Source organism: Saccharopolyspora sp. NPDC003752 (assembly GCF_053605825.1).
In genome coordinates this window covers 162774-178810 of sequence record NZ_JBSGJZ010000006.1, presented here as the reverse complement: position 1 = coordinate 178810, position 16037 = coordinate 162774, and the positions used below count along the sequence as shown (strand labels likewise).

Annotated in this window: 15 protein-coding genes; 8 read left to right on the top strand and 7 right to left on the bottom strand. The window is 70.3% G+C overall.

Annotated elements, in window-relative coordinates:
* The first annotated feature begins 19 nt into the window (after positions 1-19).
* Entirely contained in the window at positions 20-985 is a 966-nt protein-coding gene (locus tag ACWEV3_RS10495; RefSeq protein ID WP_452613589.1) for a prephenate dehydrogenase, read from the top strand.
* Positions 986-1396: 411 nt separating this feature from the next.
* Here the strand turns inward: ACWEV3_RS10495 and ACWEV3_RS10490 are convergent, their stop codons facing one another.
* Positions 1397-1591 (bottom strand): antitoxin, encoded by a 195-nt coding sequence (locus tag ACWEV3_RS10490; protein ID WP_452613588.1) that lies wholly within the window; start codon positions 1589-1591, stop codon positions 1397-1399.
* A gap of 262 nt (positions 1592-1853) precedes the next feature.
* Between ACWEV3_RS10490 and ACWEV3_RS10485 the strand changes: the two genes are divergently transcribed.
* The 3 genes from ACWEV3_RS10485 to ACWEV3_RS10475 all read left to right on the top strand — a co-directional run bounded on the left by ACWEV3_RS10485 (position 1854) and on the right by ACWEV3_RS10475 (position 4319).
* Complete coding sequence (locus ACWEV3_RS10485) at positions 1854-2546, top strand: TetR/AcrR family transcriptional regulator (RefSeq protein WP_452613587.1); 693 nt, start codon at positions 1854-1856, stop codon at positions 2544-2546.
* A 34-nt stretch (positions 2547-2580) separates the two neighbouring features.
* Complete coding sequence (locus tag ACWEV3_RS10480) at positions 2581-3762, top strand: cytochrome P450 (protein WP_452613586.1); 1182 nt, start codon at positions 2581-2583, stop codon at positions 3760-3762.
* Between the two features lie 86 nt (positions 3763-3848).
* A complete protein-coding gene (locus ACWEV3_RS10475; RefSeq protein WP_452613585.1) occupies positions 3849-4319 on the top strand; it encodes a YbaK/EbsC family protein in 471 nt (156 codons plus the stop codon).
* 107 nt (positions 4320-4426) lie between these two features.
* Here ACWEV3_RS10475 and ACWEV3_RS10470 read toward each other — a convergent pair whose 3' ends face one another.
* A complete protein-coding gene (locus tag ACWEV3_RS10470; RefSeq protein WP_452613584.1) occupies positions 4427-5212 on the bottom strand; it encodes an SDR family NAD(P)-dependent oxidoreductase in 786 nt (261 codons plus the stop codon).
* A 46-nt stretch (positions 5213-5258) separates the two neighbouring features.
* Positions 5259-6272: a GlxA family transcriptional regulator gene (locus tag ACWEV3_RS10465; RefSeq protein WP_452613583.1), complete on the bottom strand. Its 1014-nt coding sequence runs from the start codon at positions 6270-6272 to the stop codon at positions 5259-5261.
* 43 nt (positions 6273-6315) lie between these two features.
* Between ACWEV3_RS10465 and ACWEV3_RS10460 the strand changes: the two genes are divergently transcribed.
* Positions 6316-7581 (top strand): MFS transporter, encoded by a 1266-nt coding sequence (locus tag ACWEV3_RS10460; RefSeq protein WP_452613582.1) that lies wholly within the window; start codon positions 6316-6318, stop codon positions 7579-7581.
* On the opposite strand, the gene ACWEV3_RS10455 is transcribed toward ACWEV3_RS10460, so the two are convergent.
* Complete coding sequence (locus tag ACWEV3_RS10455) at positions 7550-8164, bottom strand: SRPBCC family protein (RefSeq protein ID WP_452613581.1); 615 nt, start codon at positions 8162-8164, stop codon at positions 7550-7552. The two genes, ACWEV3_RS10460 and ACWEV3_RS10455, sit on opposite strands and share 32 nt — an antisense overlap.
* 126 nt (positions 8165-8290) lie before the next feature.
* Here ACWEV3_RS10455 and ACWEV3_RS10450 point away from each other — a divergent pair, with 126 nt between their 5' ends.
* Positions 8291-9379, top strand: coding sequence for a hypothetical protein (locus ACWEV3_RS10450; RefSeq protein ID WP_452613580.1), 1089 nt, complete (start codon positions 8291-8293; stop codon positions 9377-9379).
* Between the two features lie 9 nt (positions 9380-9388).
* Here ACWEV3_RS10450 and fxsT read toward each other — a convergent pair whose 3' ends face one another.
* Complete coding sequence (fxsT, locus tag ACWEV3_RS10445; protein ID WP_452613579.1) at positions 9389-12067, bottom strand: FxSxx-COOH system tetratricopeptide repeat protein; 2679 nt, start codon at positions 12065-12067, stop codon at positions 9389-9391.
* 183 nt (positions 12068-12250) lie between these two features.
* On the opposite strand from fxsT, the gene ACWEV3_RS10440 reads away from it, so the two are divergent.
* Positions 12251-12865 carry a DUF1707 SHOCT-like domain-containing protein gene (locus tag ACWEV3_RS10440; protein ID WP_452613578.1) on the top strand — a complete coding sequence of 205 codons (615 nt, stop codon included), beginning with the start codon at positions 12251-12253 and terminating at the stop codon, positions 12863-12865.
* An 83-nt stretch (positions 12866-12948) separates the two neighbouring features.
* A complete protein-coding gene (locus tag ACWEV3_RS10435) occupies positions 12949-14280 on the top strand; it encodes a WD40 repeat domain-containing protein (protein ID WP_452613577.1) in 1332 nt (443 codons plus the stop codon).
* 64 nt (positions 14281-14344) lie between these two features.
* Here the strand turns inward: ACWEV3_RS10435 and ACWEV3_RS10430 are convergent, their stop codons facing one another.
* Positions 14345-15472, bottom strand: coding sequence for a hypothetical protein (locus tag ACWEV3_RS10430; protein ID WP_452613576.1), 1128 nt, complete (start codon positions 15470-15472; stop codon positions 14345-14347).
* 63 nt (positions 15473-15535) lie between these two features.
* Entirely contained in the window at positions 15536-15937 is a 402-nt protein-coding gene (locus ACWEV3_RS10425; RefSeq protein ID WP_452613575.1) for a hypothetical protein, read from the bottom strand.
* Positions 15938-16037 lie beyond the last annotated feature (100 nt).

Here is a 16037-nt window from a genome sequence, read left to right as displayed (position 1 = left end):
GTTCGGGCAGGATGGACCGATGCGTGCCGTGTGCCTGATCGGACTGGGACTCATCGGCGGCTCGGTGCTGCGAGCCGCCAAAACCGCCGGACGCCCCGCCTGGGGCACCACGACCTCGGAAGCCGACGCCGCCGGCGCCCGGGCCGAGGGTTTCGAGGTCCTCGACGTCGAACCGGCCCTGCGCCGCGCCGCCGAGGAGGAGGCGCTCGTGGTCGTCGCGACGCCGCTGACCGCCGTGCGCGCGGTGCTGCGGCAGGTCGCCGAGCACGCTCCCGGCGCCTGGCTGACCGACGTGGTGAGCGTCAAGGAGCCGGTCGACGCCGAGGTCCGCAGCCTGCTGCCCGCCGGCCGCTACGCCGGCGGCCACCCGATGGCCGGGGTGTCGAGTTCCGGCTGGTCGGCGGGTTCCGGCGAGCTGTTCGCCGGGGCGGCCTGGGCGGTGACCATCGAGGAAGGCACCACGCTCGAAGCGTGGCGCGAGGCTGCCCGGCTCGCGCTCGACTGCGGCGCGCAGGTGGTGCCGACGTCGGCGGCCTCGCACGACTTCGCGGTCGCGCGCATCTCGCACCTGCCGCACGTGTTCGCGGCGGTGCTCGCGGCGGTCGGAGCCGACGGCGGACCACTGGCGCTGTCGCTGGCGGCCGGCTCGTTCCGCGACGGCACCCGGGTGGCGGGCAGCGAACCCGAGCTGGTGCGGGCGATGACGGAAGGCAACCGGATCGCGCTGCTCGACGCCGTTGACGACGCCCTCGGCAGGCTCGGAGCGGCCCGCGGCTCCCTCGCCTCCACCGGAGGCCTGAAGTCCACAGTGGATGCGGGCCACGAAGCGCGCCGAACGCTCGACGAACTCGCGATCAACGAGCGAGTACGAGCGACGGTCCAACTCAACGACACGGCCCTGGAGCGCCTGCGAGAGCTCGGCGAGCGCGGCAGCCGAGTCGTGGCCCTCACGGAGACAACCGCCGAGGTAGAGATCCCGGTGTGACGCCTCGAAGCTGCGCCCCGACGTGACGCCTCGAAGCAAGGGGCGGTGATCTCGGCCAGGTCGGTACGCGCGCGAGCGGCCCCGGCCGTCGCGCTCCCGGCGTCGTGCGCCCGCAATTTCAATGGAAATCAGAGCTCTGATTTCCATTGAAATTGCGGGACTCATCCACAGCATCCGGCGTGTCGTGGCCCGACATACCGAGGGGTGTGGACAACTGCCCGTCGGTTTCAATTGAAACTGCTGATCGACTTCGGGCCGTTCGCCCAGGTCCGGCGGATCTTCCGGGGCCGGGCACGAAGAGAGGCCGCCCTGTGCGTTGGGCGGCCTCTCCATGATCCGCTCCGACCACTGCGAGCGGGATGGCCCTCACCTCTTCCCGCTCTGCAGCTTGGGTCGGGCGGCGATGTTCCGTTAGCGCTGTTCGCCGGGGCCCTGATCGTTGCCGCCGAGGAACTCCTTGCCCTTCTCGACGGCGTTGTCGATCTGGTCCTCGTGGCCGAACTTCTCCTTCGCCGCTTCGGCCGCCTTGTCCAAGCCCTGCTCGATCTTGTCGCCGTGCTCCTTGCCCAGATCTTGCAGGTGGTCCTTGAACTCTCCGAATCCCATGGTGCTCCCTTCGGGGCGGCTGGAAAAGCCCTTTCGGCTGCGCGCTGCCCGCCGAACCTAAAGCCACCCCGGCTCCGGCGCGCGCCGGAGTTCGCCCGGCGGAGGCGCGGGTTGGTGCTTCCGGGTGATGCGTCAAGACCGCGTCAAAGCAGCCCCGGGAGCCATTGCCCGATCTTCCCCGCGAGGTCTATGGTGACCCATGACTGGTTGACCAGATTTCAAATCTGGTCAACAGATCGAGATCGAAGGCAGGAGAAGTCCCATGACGCAGCCCACCGAACGTGCCGACCGCATCCTCGACGCGGCCGGGGAACTGATGATTCGGCTGGGCTACCGGAAGGTGACCATCGAGGACATCGCCAGGCAGGCCGGCATCGGCAAGGGCACCGTCTACCTGCACTGGCGCACCAAGGAGCGGCTGTTCGAGTCGCTGTTCCTGCGCGAATCCGCAGACCTGACGGCCGAGCTCATCGACCGGGTGCGCCGCGATCCCGAAGAGGTCCGGCCGCACCGGTTCATGCAGACCTCGTTCCTGGCCACCCAGCGCAGACCGCTGATGCGAGCGCTGGTCACCCAGGACGCGGAACTGCTCGGCAACCTCAAGCAGAGCGATGCGCAGAGCCGCGGCCAGGAGTTCACCGACCGCTACGTCGAGCTGATCACCAAGTACGGCCTGGTCCGCGACGACGTGCCGCACCTCGTCTTCTCGCTGTACGCCACGATCACCGGGTTCTTCCTGCTGGACAACATCAACCCGGACCTGGCGGCACTGGACGACCGGGCCAAGGCGGAGGCGCTGGCGCAGACCATCCACCGCGCCTTCGAACCCGACGACGCACCCGACCGCTCCTCGCTGACCGCGGCGGCGGCCGAGATCAGTGCGCTCTTCGACGAGATCACCGCGAACTACCGGAAGTGGATCTACATCTCCGGGATAACCAGCGAGCGCGCCTGACCGGCGGCGCTCGTCCATCAGGAAGGGGCAACACATGACGACCCTCGCCGACACCTGGGGGATCAACGAAGCGCAGTTCTGGCTGCGCGGCGTCCGACCGGAGCAGCCGGTCGAACATGATTCGGCGGCCGGGATCTGGAACGTCTACGGATACCCCGAAATCCTGCAAGCCCTCAGCGACCCCGCAACCTTCTCGTCCGACACCCGGCGGCTGGTGCCCGAGCTGGCCGGGAACGACGAGGGCAACCTCGTCCAGATGGACCCGCCGGAGCACCACAAGCTCCGCAAGCTGGTCAGCCACGCCTTCACGCCCAAGGTCGTCGCCGACCTGGAGCCGCGGATCGCCGCGCTGACCAACGAGCTCCTCGACGCCGTGTCCGACCGGACCGAGCTGGTCCGGGACCTGGCCTACCCGTTGCCGGTCACCGTGATCGCGGAGCTGCTGGGCGTGCCGAGCAGCGACCGGGGCCTGTTCAAGAAGTGGGTCGACGCGATGCTCGCCAGCTCCAACAAGTTCTCCCTCAAGGAGCGCTCGAAGGAGCAGGAGGAGTACATGGCGAGGGCCATGGAGCAGGTCGAGCAGCTGTCCGAGTACCTGCTCGGGCACGTGCAGGAGCGGCGGCGCGCGCCCCGCGAGGACCTCCTGGGCAAGCTCGTCGCGGCCGAGGTGGACGGCGTCCAGCTCACCGACACCGAGGTGGTCAACTTCGGGCTGGTGTTGCTGATCGCCGGGCACATCACCACGACGATGCTGCTGGGCAACACCGTGCTGTGCCTGGACGCACACCCCGACCAGCTCGCGGCGGTGCGGGCGGACCGGTCGCTGGTGCCCTCCGCGATCGAGGAGTCGCTGCGCTACTTCAGCCCGTTCGCAGCGGTGTCCCGGGCGACCAACCGTGAGGTCGAGCTCGGCGGCACGGTGATCCCGGCCGACCAGCTGCTGCTGCTGTGGATCGCGGCCGCCAACCGCGACCCCCGGCAGTTCACCGACCCGGACGCCTTCGACGTCCGCCGGGACCCGAACCCGCAGATCGGCTTCGGCCGCGGCATCCACTTCTGCCTGGGCGCGCCGCTGGCCCGCCTGGAGGGCCGGGTCGCGCTGAACATCATGCTGGACCGGTTCCCGAACCTGCGCACCGATCCGGCCGAGGGCCCGGAGTTCCTGCCCAGCCCCAACATGACCGGCGTCAGCAAGCTCCCGCTGCTGGTGGGCTGACGGAGGCCCGGACGGGTGCCGGCGCCGGCACCCGTCCGGGCAAAACAACTTGTTCCGGCCGGGCGGACTGGGGAATTCTGCGCGGCATGAGCAATGCCACCGACACCTTCACCGCCTGCCTGCGCGATCTCGGCGCCGCGGGTTCCGTCGTCGAGTTCGAAGCGGAGCTGCCGACCGCGGCGGCGGCCGCGGAGCGGCTGGGTTGCGAGCTCGGCGCGATCGCGAACAGCCTGATCTTCACCGCCGACGACGCGCCGCTGCTGATCATCGCCAGCGGCGCGCACCGGGTGGACACCAAGCACGTCGCGCGGCTTCTCGGGGTGCGCAAGATCCGCCGCGCGACCCCGGAGTTCGTGCTGGAGGTGACCGGGCAGCCGGTCGGCGGCGTCGGCCCGGTCGGGCACCCGCGGCCGATCCGGACCGTGGTGGACCGGATGCTGGCCGACTTCCCGGAGGTGTGGGCGGGCGCGGGCGCGAAGCACGCGATGTTCCCGACGTCGTTCGACGAGCTGGTGCGGATCACCGGCGGCCTGGTCGCCGAGGTCGAGAAGGTCTGAGAGTTGCCGATCGGGGCGATTTCGCGCGAAATCGTCGCCGGCCAGGCGTGGCGAATGGCGATTTCGCGCGAAATCGCCATTTCGCGACGCAAGGCGAGCCCGGCGGATCAGACGTTGGGCTCGAAGCGGCCGTCGATCGCCGTCCAGCCGCCTTCCACCAGCTGGAGGCTGCCCGTGACGTACGACGCGGCGTCCGAGGCCAGGTACACCACGGCTCCGGCGATCTCGTCGGCGTTGGCCCACCGCTTCAGCGCGGTCTTCTCCGCGTACGCGCCGTACCAGGTCTGGTCGGACTTGATCTGCTCGGTCAGCGGCGTCTCGAACGGGCCGGGCGCGATCGCGTTGACCCGCACGCCCTTCGGCCCCAGCTCCGCGGCCAGCGCGCGGGAGAGCTGCACGACGCCCGCCTTGGTCGCGGCGTAGATGCCCTGGCCCGGTTCGACCACCTCGGCGCGGAAGCTGGCGAAGGTGATGATGCTGCCGCGGCCGCGCTCGGCCATCCGCGCGCCGAAGTCCCGCACCAGCCGGTAGGTGCCCTTCAAGTTGACGTCCACGACGCGGTCGAACTCCTCGTCGACGGTGTCGAGCAGGCGCTTGCGGACGTTGATGCCGGGCGTAACGACGAGCACCTCGGCGTCCGCCTCGGCCTCTGCGAGCTGCTGGATCTGCGCACCGTCGCGCACGTCGAGCTCGCGCCGGCTCGCCTCGTGGCCGAGGCTCTTGATCGCCTCCACGGTCCCCTCGGCACCGTCCGGATCCACGTCCGCGACGATCACCTGCGCGCCGAACTCGGCCAGCGCCACCGCGCTGGACCGGCCGAGGCCGCTGCCACCGCCGACGACGACCGCCTTGCGCCCGTCGAGCCGGAAGAGGTTGGCGAGCCGATTCGTCATGATGCTTCCTCCCGCGAGGTGGACCGGTGGTCTGACCATCAGATCCTCAACCAGGCGGGAGGGCGGCGGCAAGGGTTCCCCGGAAGGTGCCGCGGTAGGCGCTGGGTGAGACGCCGAGCGTCGCCTGCAGGTGCTGCCGGAGCGAGGCCGCGGTGCCGAAGCCCGCGTCCGCCGCGATCCGGTCGACGGACAGATCGGTCTCCTCCAGCAGCTGGCGGGCACGCTCGATGCGCTGCTGGGTGAGCCACTGCAGCGGCGAGACGCCGACCTCGTCGCGGAAGCGGCGGGTGAACGTCCGCACGCTCATCGACTCCCGCGCGGCCAGTTCGCGCAGCGTCAGCGGCCGGTCCAGGTGTTCCAGCGCCCACGCCCGGGCCTGCGCGGTCGAGGCGGACTGCGGCTCGGGCATCGGCCGCCGGATGTACTGGGCCTGGCCGCCGTCGCGGTGCGGCGGCACCACCGTCGCCCGCGCCACCTCGTTGGCGACCGCCGCGCCGTGGTCGCACCGGATCATGTGCAGGCACAGGTCGATCCCGGACGCCTCGCCCGCCGAGGTCAGCACGTCGCCGTCGTCGGTGTAGAGGACGTCGGGGTCCAGCCGGACCGCCGGGTAGAGCCGCCGGAACTGGTCGCAGGACCGCCAGTGCGTCGTCGCCCGGCGGCCGTCGAGCAGCCCGGCCGCGGCCAGCACGAACACCCCGGTGCAGATCGATGCGATGCGGGTACCCGGCCGGATCAGCGCGAACGCCGCCGCGAGCTCCGCGCTGAGCCGGCCTTCGGTCTCGGTCTCGTCGAGCTCGTGCGTCGCCGGGACGATCACGGTGTCCGCCTCCGCCAGCGCTTCGGGGCCGTGCGCGACGTGGATCGGGAAGTCCGCGTCGGTACGCACCATCCCGGGGACGAGTGCGCAGGTCACGACCTCGTACAGGGGTTCTCCGGCGGGCGAGAGGGCCCGCCCGAACAGTTGGTGCACCAGGCCCAGCTCCATCGGCATCACGCCGTCGCGGACCAGCACCGCTACTCGACCGGTCATGGCCCGATTCTTGCACATGTTGGCCATCAGGCCACTCGTTTCGCGGCGCGCGGCAGCGCAGGGTCGGGGCATGACGATCGAAACAGCCACCCGGACGGGCATCCACCGCGCGTGGTGGGTCGCCGCGGTGACCGCGCTGGTGGTGGTCGGCGCGGGCGCCTGCGCCACCACCGCCGGCCTGCTCATCACCCCGCTGCACCACGAATTCGGCTGGTCGCGCGCCGCCATCGGCGTCGCGGTCTCGGTGAACATGGCGCTCTACGGGCTGACCGCGCCGTTCTCCGCGGCGTTGATGGACCGCTTCGGCATCCGCCGGGTGGCCGTTGCCGCGCTGCTGCTGATCGCCGCCGGCGCCGGGCTGACCACCGTCGTTTCCGATTCCTGGCAGCTGGTCGTGGGATGGGGGCTGCTCGTCGGCGTCGGTTGCGGCGCGCTGGCGATGGCGTTCGCCGCGACCGTGACGCACCGCTGGTTCGTGGCCCGGCGCGGCCTGGTGACCGGCCTGCTGACCGCGGCCAGCGTCTTCGGCCAGTTCGCGTTCCTGCCGGTGATGTCGTGGGTCATCGACCACTTCACGTGGCGCTCGGCGACCGTGGGCCTCGCGCTGATCGCGCTGGCCACGGCGCCGCTGGCGTGGTCGGTGCTGCGCGACCACCCCGCCGATCTCGGCCTGCGCCCCTACGGCGCAACGGTTTTCGAGGCGAAGCCGGAGCCGGTGCCGGGCGCGGCCCGGCGCGCGGTGCGACTGCTGTTCGACGCGGCGCGGACCGGCCCGTTCTGGTTGCTGGCGGGCACTTTCGCGATCTGCGGGGCGTCCACCAACGGGATCATGTGGACCCACTTCGCCCCCGCCGCGCACGACCACGGCATGCCGACCACGATGGCGGCCTCGCTGCTCGCGGTCATCGGCGTGGTGAACGTGGCCGGCACGATCGGTTCCGGCTGGCTCACCGACCGGTTCAGCCCACAACTGCTCCTGGCCGCTTACTACGCGCTGCGCGGCCTCTCCCTGCTGGCGCTGCCCGCGCTGTTCGGGCCGACGGTGCAGCCGGCCATGATCGGCTTCGCCGTCCTGTTCGGGCTGCTCGACGTCGCGACCGTTCCGCCGACGATCGCCCTGTGCCGCCAGGTCTTCGGGGCGGGCGGAGCGATCGTCTTCGGCTGGGTGAGCGCAGCGCACCAGGTGGGCGCCGGGCTGATCGCCTACTTCGGCGCCGTGGCGCGGGACCTGCTCGGTTCCTACGACGCGGTCTGGATCGGGGCCGCCGCGCTGTGCGCCGCGGCCGCGCTGATGGCGGTCGCGATCAGGCGGTCGTCTGGTCCAGATCGGGCGTGAACCGGGCGCTCGCCGCGGCCACCCCGTCGGCGATCTGGTCGCCGTCGGCCGTGCCGGAATCCGCGGTCGCGGCGGCCCACGCCTTGATGGCCTGCCGGGAGAATTCCTGCACCGCAGCGGAGTTCTCCCACCCCGGCACGTACTCACCCCGGAGGTACCGGTCCAGGCCGAGCAGGTCGACGTCCCAACCCGGTCCGACGAACAGCGCGCCCGCGCCGCTGCTGATCGGCTCCATCGGGACCGAATGCATCATCTCGAGCCCGGTGCCGTCGTCAGTCTCGGCGAGCCGCAGCTCCAGAACGCCGTCGCCGAACGTGATCTTCACCAGGCGCGGTGCCGCGCAGCGCAGGATCTGGCCGCCGGCGTTTCCCTCGAACTGGTAGCGGCCGCCTTCCCGGAGTTCGCCGGTGATCGGCAGGAACCAGCGTCGCAGCCGGTCCGGTTCGGTGAGGGCGCGCCAGAGTTCCTCGATCGGGGCGGCGTAGTTGCGGCGCAGCAGCACGCTGACCTGCGCGCCACCGACGACCGAGTGCTGGCTGACCACGCGCTGCACGGAGGTGACCTGCCTGGTGATGTCGAACATGTGGTGCCTCCCAGTCCGGACTCCCGCGGGCCATCATCCGGCCTCGAACCGCGGTCCGCTCGCTCCCGACTCGTCCGGGTCGCCCGTCCCCCACACCGGCGGGCAGGCGCCGCTTAGGATGTGATCATGAGTGCTCAGGAGGCGGAATTACGCCTGTTCACGGGCGATGCGAGCGCGTCGGAGTTGGGCGTGTCGGCGAAAGTCCGCTACGAGCACGCCGAAGAGCACGGCTTCCCGAACGAAGAAGACGCCTTCCGCCAGGCGGACACGGCCGCCTACCGCGCCGCTCCCCTGCTGCGACTCATCGGCGAACGCGGATCGCGCAAGCTGATCACGGGCCGGGTGCGCATCGCGGTGCGGCCGGACGCGGCGCCGTCGGTCACGATCCTGGTGACGGCGCTGTGGTCGGAGCGCGACCGCTGGACGCAGGTGCAGGACGTGCGGTCGCAGCTGGACGACGCGTTGGGCGCTTCGCTGGCCGAGCCTGCGCATCCGGTGCACGGCGACGCGCGGGACGTGGCCGCCATCCTCGCCAAGGCGGTGGCCGAGTCCTCGCACAACGAGGTCACGAAGGTCCGCGCGCTGCGCTACGAGCTGGAACGGCGACTCGCCGACCAGCTGGCCAACCGCAAGCAGGAGCCGATGCGGCGGCTCCTGGCGGAGGTCATCGAGCTGTCGATCGCGTTCAACCGCGCCCGGGACGAAGCGCGCGCGGCGATCCGCGACGACCTCTGGCGACGCGACGAATCGGCGCCCCAGCACGGCGGGACCACCGAGCCGCCGGGCCCGGAAACCCCGGTCCCGGACCGGATGCACTACAACGCGATCCGGCACTGCCGTTCGATGAGCAGCCTGCTGGAGGAGGAAACCGCGCGCCTGCACTCGTTGCAGGACAGCATGTCGACGATCTCGGTGGCGCAGGACGCCGAAGCGCAGCAGAACTTCAACCTGTTCGCGGCCGCGGCGGCTGCGGGGCTGGGGCTACCGGCGCTGATCCTGTCGTTCTACGGAGCCCAGACGTACCTGCCGTTGACGTCGTTCGACCGCGCGGCGCGGGCGCTGCTGCCGGTCGGCCTGACGGCCCTGGTGGCGGTGATGATCGTGCTCCGCCAGATGCCGTGGCGAGCGCGATTCCGCCACTACGCAGGAGGTTTCACGCTCGTCCTGTCCGTCCTCGGCGTGCTGTGGGTGGCGGGAGCACTGGCGCCGCACTGATCGTGAGGGTCAGCGCCGCTTCGAGGGGCGGGGTTTAGTCCGGAGAATGGCTTCCAGCCGCTCCTCGGCCCGACGTACCTGGTACGAATCCTCGTCGTATCTGCGTCGGTATCCGGCCATGACGCTATCGGCCACGTGCCGAGCCCGAGCAACCTTTCCCACCCTGAAGAGGGCGCCCGCCAGCGAAGAGTAGGTCCACAGAACGTTTGGATGATCAGCGCCGAGAATCGCCCGTTGCCGCTCATGCACATCGGCCAACAACAGCCGGGCCTGCGGCGCTCGATTCATTTTGATCAGGGCAATGCCGAAGTTCGCCGCAGCGCTCAGTGCGTAAGGATGGTTCTCACCCAACGCTTGGCGATACCTCTGCCGCGCCTCCTGCCTCAGATGGAAAGCCTTTTCGTGCTCACCGAGCTGCTCGTACACGAACGCAGAGCTGGATATCGAATTCAAGACGTCCGGGTGCTCTTCACCGAGCATCTCCCGGCGCTTCTCCCAAGCTTGTTCGCAGAGCTCGCGAGCGCGCAGAACCTCACCGTCCTCAGTCAGAATCGCCGCCAAGTTGGTCATCGCCCGCAAGGTATAGGGATGGTCATCACCGACTACGTGCCGCAACTTCTCCCATGCCACCTCCTGCAGTTCACGCGCGCGTGATGCCGCACCGATTCGGACCAGGACGGCTGCCAAGTTCATCATCGCGTATACAGTTTCCGGGTCATCCTCGCCCAGCACCCGACGACGCTTCACCCACACGGCCTCTTGCACTTCGCAAGCCAACGCATAATCGCCCAGTTCGTCGAGGATCACACTAAAATCGTTCATTGAGCGCAGCGTTCCGACGTGGTCCCCGAAATTCTCCTGCCACCTGGGCAACGTGTCCTCGATCAGCGCATGTGCCTTGTGGTATTCCCCGAGCAGGTAGTGGCTGTGGGCGACCTCGTTCGCAGCGGTCAGCGTGTGCATGTCATCCGGGCCGATGCGATCGCGCCAATGCTCGTAGAGGCGGCGCACGAATGGCATGGCCGACGCGATGTCCCCGCGCCGCAACAGGTACAGGGCGGCGTCGCAGGCCAGGGAACGCAGCCGTTCGTTATCGGTGGTCGCCGGATCCGCCTCAACCAGGTGCGGCAGCAGCCGTGCCCACTCCGGCCACGCCGCCGGATCATCCGCGCTGCCCGGGTCGACGTTCGCGAGCAAGGCTTCTGCACTGGTGTGCAACTCATCTCGCCGCTCGTCCGACAGCTGGTCTCGGATCACCGACCGCACCAGGCGGTGCAGGCGGATGGTCGCGTTGCCGACGCGGGCCAGCCCAATGCGGCCGATCCTCGCGACCAGCTTGCCGAACGCGAGCGGATCCCCGGCGACCTCCGCCAGCTCGTCCGGCAGCTCCTCGGGTTTACTCAGCCAGTCGGTCGGGATCGGCTCCGGCGCGAACATCGCGCACACCTGGAGCAGCGCGACCGCAGCAGGTTCGTCCGCCGCCAGCCGCTCCATCGACACGCGCACCGCAGCCGCCAGCGAGGTCGGGTAGGAGCTAGGCGGCTTCTCGTTGAGCACGTCGTTCGTGCGGCTCGCCAGCAGCCGGAGGTACTCCGGCACCGACAGGCCGGTTTCAGCGAGAGTGCCGCCTGCCTGCGCCAACGCGAGTGGCAGGTCGCCGAGCTCGTCGGCGAGCCGGTCGGCTTCGGCGTCCACGAGGCCGGGCTGCCGGGAGCGCAGCAGCGCGATCGACTCCTGCCGCTGGAACTCCTGCACCTCGGTGCGCGTCCCGATCTCGTTCCAGGCCGGGTTCCGCGAGGTGATCAGCACGTGCCCAGCGGCCCCGGAAAGCCAGGGCCGCACGGCGTCCGGGTCCTCGGCGTTGTCGAAGACGAGCAACCAGCGGGAGTTCTCCCGGAAGTACTTGCGCACCGCGAGTTCCGCCGCGGTGTGGTCGGTGTTCGTGCCGACCAGGCCCGCCGCGACGGCCAGCGCCGCGAACTGCTCGCTGATCAGGCCGGTCCGCTCGGAGTCGATCCACCACACCAGGTCGTACCCGGCGGCGAAGCCGTGCGCGTACTCGATCGCCAGCTGCGTCTTGCCGACGCCGCCGATCCCGTGCAGGACCTGCGTGTTCTTGCCGGAGAGCAACCGCTCCCGCAGCGGCACCAGCACGCCGTCCCGGCCGGTGAAGTCCGAGTTCCGCCCGGGCACGTTCCACACCGCCGGCGGGCGCCCCGGAACGCGCGGCCTGGACCCGGCCTCCTGGCCGCGGGCCTGCGCGCTGGGCGGGAACTCCGGCCGCCCGTCCGGGCGCTGCGGCCCGCGAGCCGCGTCCAGCAACGCCTTGCGGGCCTGGTCCTCGTCCAGCCCGAAGAGCTTCTGCGCGATCAGCGGGCGCAGCAGCTGCGGCGGCTCGCATTCCTCCACCACCAGCGGCAACAGCCTGGGGCGCTGCTGCTCGTCGTGCACGAAGGCGCTGGCCCACTCGTCGGTCGTGTAGCGCTGCGGTTCGAAGTAGGCGGGCGAGAACAGAGCCACGACGCGTTCGGCGCCGTCGAGCGCGGCAGCCATCTTCGTGACGAAGTTGTCCCCGGCGGCCCAGTCCCAGGTGTCGAGCTCGACGGTGTAGCCGGCATCGACCAGGTGCCAGGCCACCCACTCCGCCCACGCCCGGTCCCGGCCCGCGTGGCTGATGAAGAAGTCCACCCCAGGTAACCCCCAGCTGCCCGGTCGAAAACTGCGAAACGCGCCGGAACGAGATGCCGAACCAGCAGGGTACCGCGCCGTGATCGCCGGACTCCCCGGAACAGTGATGTCCACATAGGACCCGAACGTCAAAATGTCCGGTATTCGGACGTGGCGACGCCGCCCGAGCTCTAGACTGCCGGCATGAGCAGCACAGACGGGAGCGACGACCGATCCCTCCGCGCATCGGACGACGAACGCGCCGAGATCGCGCACCAACTCACCGAAGCCGTGGGGGCCGGACGACTGACCCTGGCCGAGTTCACCGACCGCGTCGACGCCGCCTACCAGGCCGTGACGCGGGGCGAGCTCGCCGAGCTGGTGACGGATCTGCCCGCCGCGCCGTCGAACCTGCCCGCCGAACCCGCCGACGAGACCAAGCGCCGGTGGAAGATCGCGATCATGGGCGGCTCCGACTACAAGGGCCGCTGGCAGGTGCCCCGCAAGTCCGGCTACTTCGCGCTGATGGGCGGCTCCACGATCGACCTGCGCGAGGCGACGCTGCCCGGCCGGGAGATCGAGATCGTGCTCGTGTCGATCATGGGCGGCAGCGACGTGATCGTGCCGCGAGGGGTGCGCGTGGTGGTCGACTCAACTGACTTCATGGGCGGCAACACGGTCAAGGTCGACGAGGACGCGGAGATGCCGAACGCCCCGGTGATCCGCATCCGCACGTACTCGTTCATGGGCGGCAACGACATCAAGCACCCCAAGCCCAAGAAGAACTGGCTGGCCCACTGGCGCCATGATCCACAGTAGACATATCAAGCGAGCGGCGCTCCGGGGCGGCATGGACTCCGGCGGCACGATGCCGGTCGTCCGACGCAGGAGCTTGATCACCGATGTCCACCGATATCTTCGGTACCCGCGTCCTCGACGTCGACCTGGACCGCCGCGAAGTCCGGTTCCGCGTGTTCGTCGTGTACTACGAGACGAGCGGCCGGAGCTACCTGGCGCCGCCGGTGCGGGATCCGGGGTTCTTCCTGGGGCTGCTGTGGGAATCCGGCCGCTGGGGGCACCCGATCGGCGAGGTCGTCGAATCCGCCCGGATCCTGGACCGGGCATGGGTCGCCGAGCACGCCCGCTGGTTCGTCTCGCACGTCGAGCGCACCTCCGTCGCCAACGACCCGCCGTCCGAGGACGGCTGGGGGCGCCTCAAGGACTTCTACTACGAGCGCGGCGGGCAGTGGGCCGACGAGGAATGGCTGACGCAGGCCGATTACGTCGTCCGCGTCACCGATCTCGCCTGGATCCAGCACTTGGAGGCCGGTGCGGCGTGGGGCTCCACCCAGCTCCCGATCAACGCCGACAGCTTACGGCCCGAGGACGTGCCGCTCGTTCCGAACGTGCATGACCCGCTCGTGCTCCGGCCCTTCGGGGCCCTCACCTCGACACAGCTGGCCTTCTCCGATGACGGCCGCTTCCTGGCCGTGGCCGGCTGGGATGCCGAGATCGTGGTGTACGACTGCGGCGACTGGTCGGAGCACCGGCGCTTCACCGCGGAACAAGGGCGCTTGATGTGGGCTCCCGGGCGGCACGTCGTCGCGCTCACGAACTCGCTTTCGTCACCGCCCACGCAGACCGCGTACGACGTGGACACCGGCGTCGTGGTCGAGGTCCCGCTGGAGCGCGGCGAGCTCCGCTCCCGCTCGGGCGCCCACCGGATCGACTTCGGCCTGGCCCCAGGCGTGGACTTCTTGCTCGACGGGGACGAACGGGCGCGGATACCCGTCGCGGCGATCGCCGACGCAGCCTTCGCCGAGGACGAGTCCCGTTTGTTCGCCAGCACATTCGGCCGGGACCTGCACGTGATCGACCCGTCCTCGCGAACCGTCGTCGACACCATCGACGTCGCGTCCTCCGTCCTGCAACTGGCGCTGAGCCCGTCCAGCGCCTACCTGGTCACCGCCGCGAACACCGGCGGCGACATCTGGGGCGCCGACGGCCACGAGCTGTGCGTCCGCAGGCTCGGCGACCGCGAGGTCATCATGAGCCACTGGCCGGGCGGCAACGTCTACGACCTGGCGTGGTCGCCCGACAACCGCTGGCTCGCGCTCCACACCGAGGACGCGGAAGGCGCCGGGGAGACCCGGGTCATGCGCATCGGGCTGCCGGCGGAACCGCCCGCCGACCTGCGTCCGCCGGAGAGCGTCGGCTCGGTGGAGCAGCCATGACAGAACCGCAGCGGGATCACGCCGGTTCGAGGTGAACGGACCGTTCGCTCCGCCAGATCCGCGATCAGCGCGGATCGCGTTCTGGGGGTCCGAGAGCGGGGCGCAGCATGTCGAGCAGCGCTGCGGAGGTCTCCTGGGGCGACTGGCCCGTGGTGTCGAGGACCATCCGGGGTTCGCCGGAACTTCGCAGCCGCTCCGCCTCCGCCGCCGCTCGGACCGCCACCCGGCTCTGCACTTCCGGTGGCGCGCCGCGGAGTTCGTCCCCCGCGAGCAGCGCCGACTCGCCATCGGCCCGACTTCGGATGCGGTCCTCCAGCGCAGCGGCGTCGGCGTCCAGCCGGACGACGGTGACGAGCTCGTCCGCCAGTGCCCCCATGAGTTCCGCGCCGGGCTCGCGGGTCACGAGGATCAGCGACTGCGCCCCGGCCTGCCGGTAACCGCGCCACAGCGCCGCGAGTTCGGCCGCCTGGAGAACGGGATCCGGCCCGGGATGGACGAATCCGAGCTGGTCGAGGTCGATGTACGCGGTCGGCGCGCCGCTCTGCCAGAGGTCGCGCAGCACGCTCCACGCGGCGGTCGACTTGCCCACCGCCGTCGCGCCCGTCACGACGACCACCGGCTTCGGCGGCAACCCGTCGCCCACGGGGGCCAGCGGCTGCACCGGGCCGGGCCGGGCGACGCAATGCCCCATCAGGGCATCGACGGTCTCGTCGGGGCTATGGCCGGTCGTATCCAGCGGGGTGCCGATCGCCGCGCGGTCGATCCGGTCGACCACCTCGAACAGCTCCTCCAGCATGCCGGCCGGCGATCCGCGCCCGAGGAACCGGCTGCGCAGCTCCTGACGGTCGCAATGCAGGCGCACGAGCGCGAGATCGATGTGAGCCGCCTCGGCGCTACCGGCGAAGAACGGTCCGACGCCGAGCTCCGGATCCACGACGCCGGACACGATCACCTGCTGCACGCCTCGCTGCCGCAACACGGCGATCACCCGCAGCAGGTTGGCGGCCTTGATCTCGTGGCTCGCCGCGCCGCCGCCGGGTGGCGGCCCGATCAAGCCGAGCTGATCGATGTCGACGTACGCGACGCTGCCGCCCCGCCCGGAGATGCGCGTGAACAACCCCCAGCCGGACGTCGACTTCCCCGTTCCAGGCGCACCGGTCACCCAGAGCACCGGAATCGTGCTGCTCCCCATACCCGGTGAGCCTAGGAACCCCGGTCAACTGAAATTCGCCGAACGACGCCAGGAAGCACGAGATCACCCGCCGATCGAGACGCCGACGAGGAACAGGACCATCATCGCCGCGACGGTGCCGAAGACCAGCAACCGCTGCTTCGCGCTCCATTCGCCCGCCGGTGTGCCCTCGACCGCCTGAGCGGCCCTTTCCCGCCGCCCCTGGGCCAGGCTCCGCGGCACCAGGATGACCAGCGGCACCGCCAGCGCCGTGGTCAGGATCGGCCAGCCGACCGTCGCGACCAGCCAGAACCGGATGCCGTTGGCGAAGTCACTCGCTTCACCGTCCGGGGCGGTGATGACCAGGACAACGGCCGCCGACAGCAGCGGCGCGAGGATCGCGGCGAGGCCGCACCCCACCACGACGTCCCGGCGCTGCACCTCGGTGCCGCATCCATCGGGCGTCGGTTCGGATTCCGCCTGCATGGGCCAACCCTCCGTCCGGCTCGTGCCTCACTTGCAGCAGACGCACGAGCTCGAACGAGGTTGCTTCCGAAGCCGCCGAGCCGCGTCCAGCTCCGCCAGC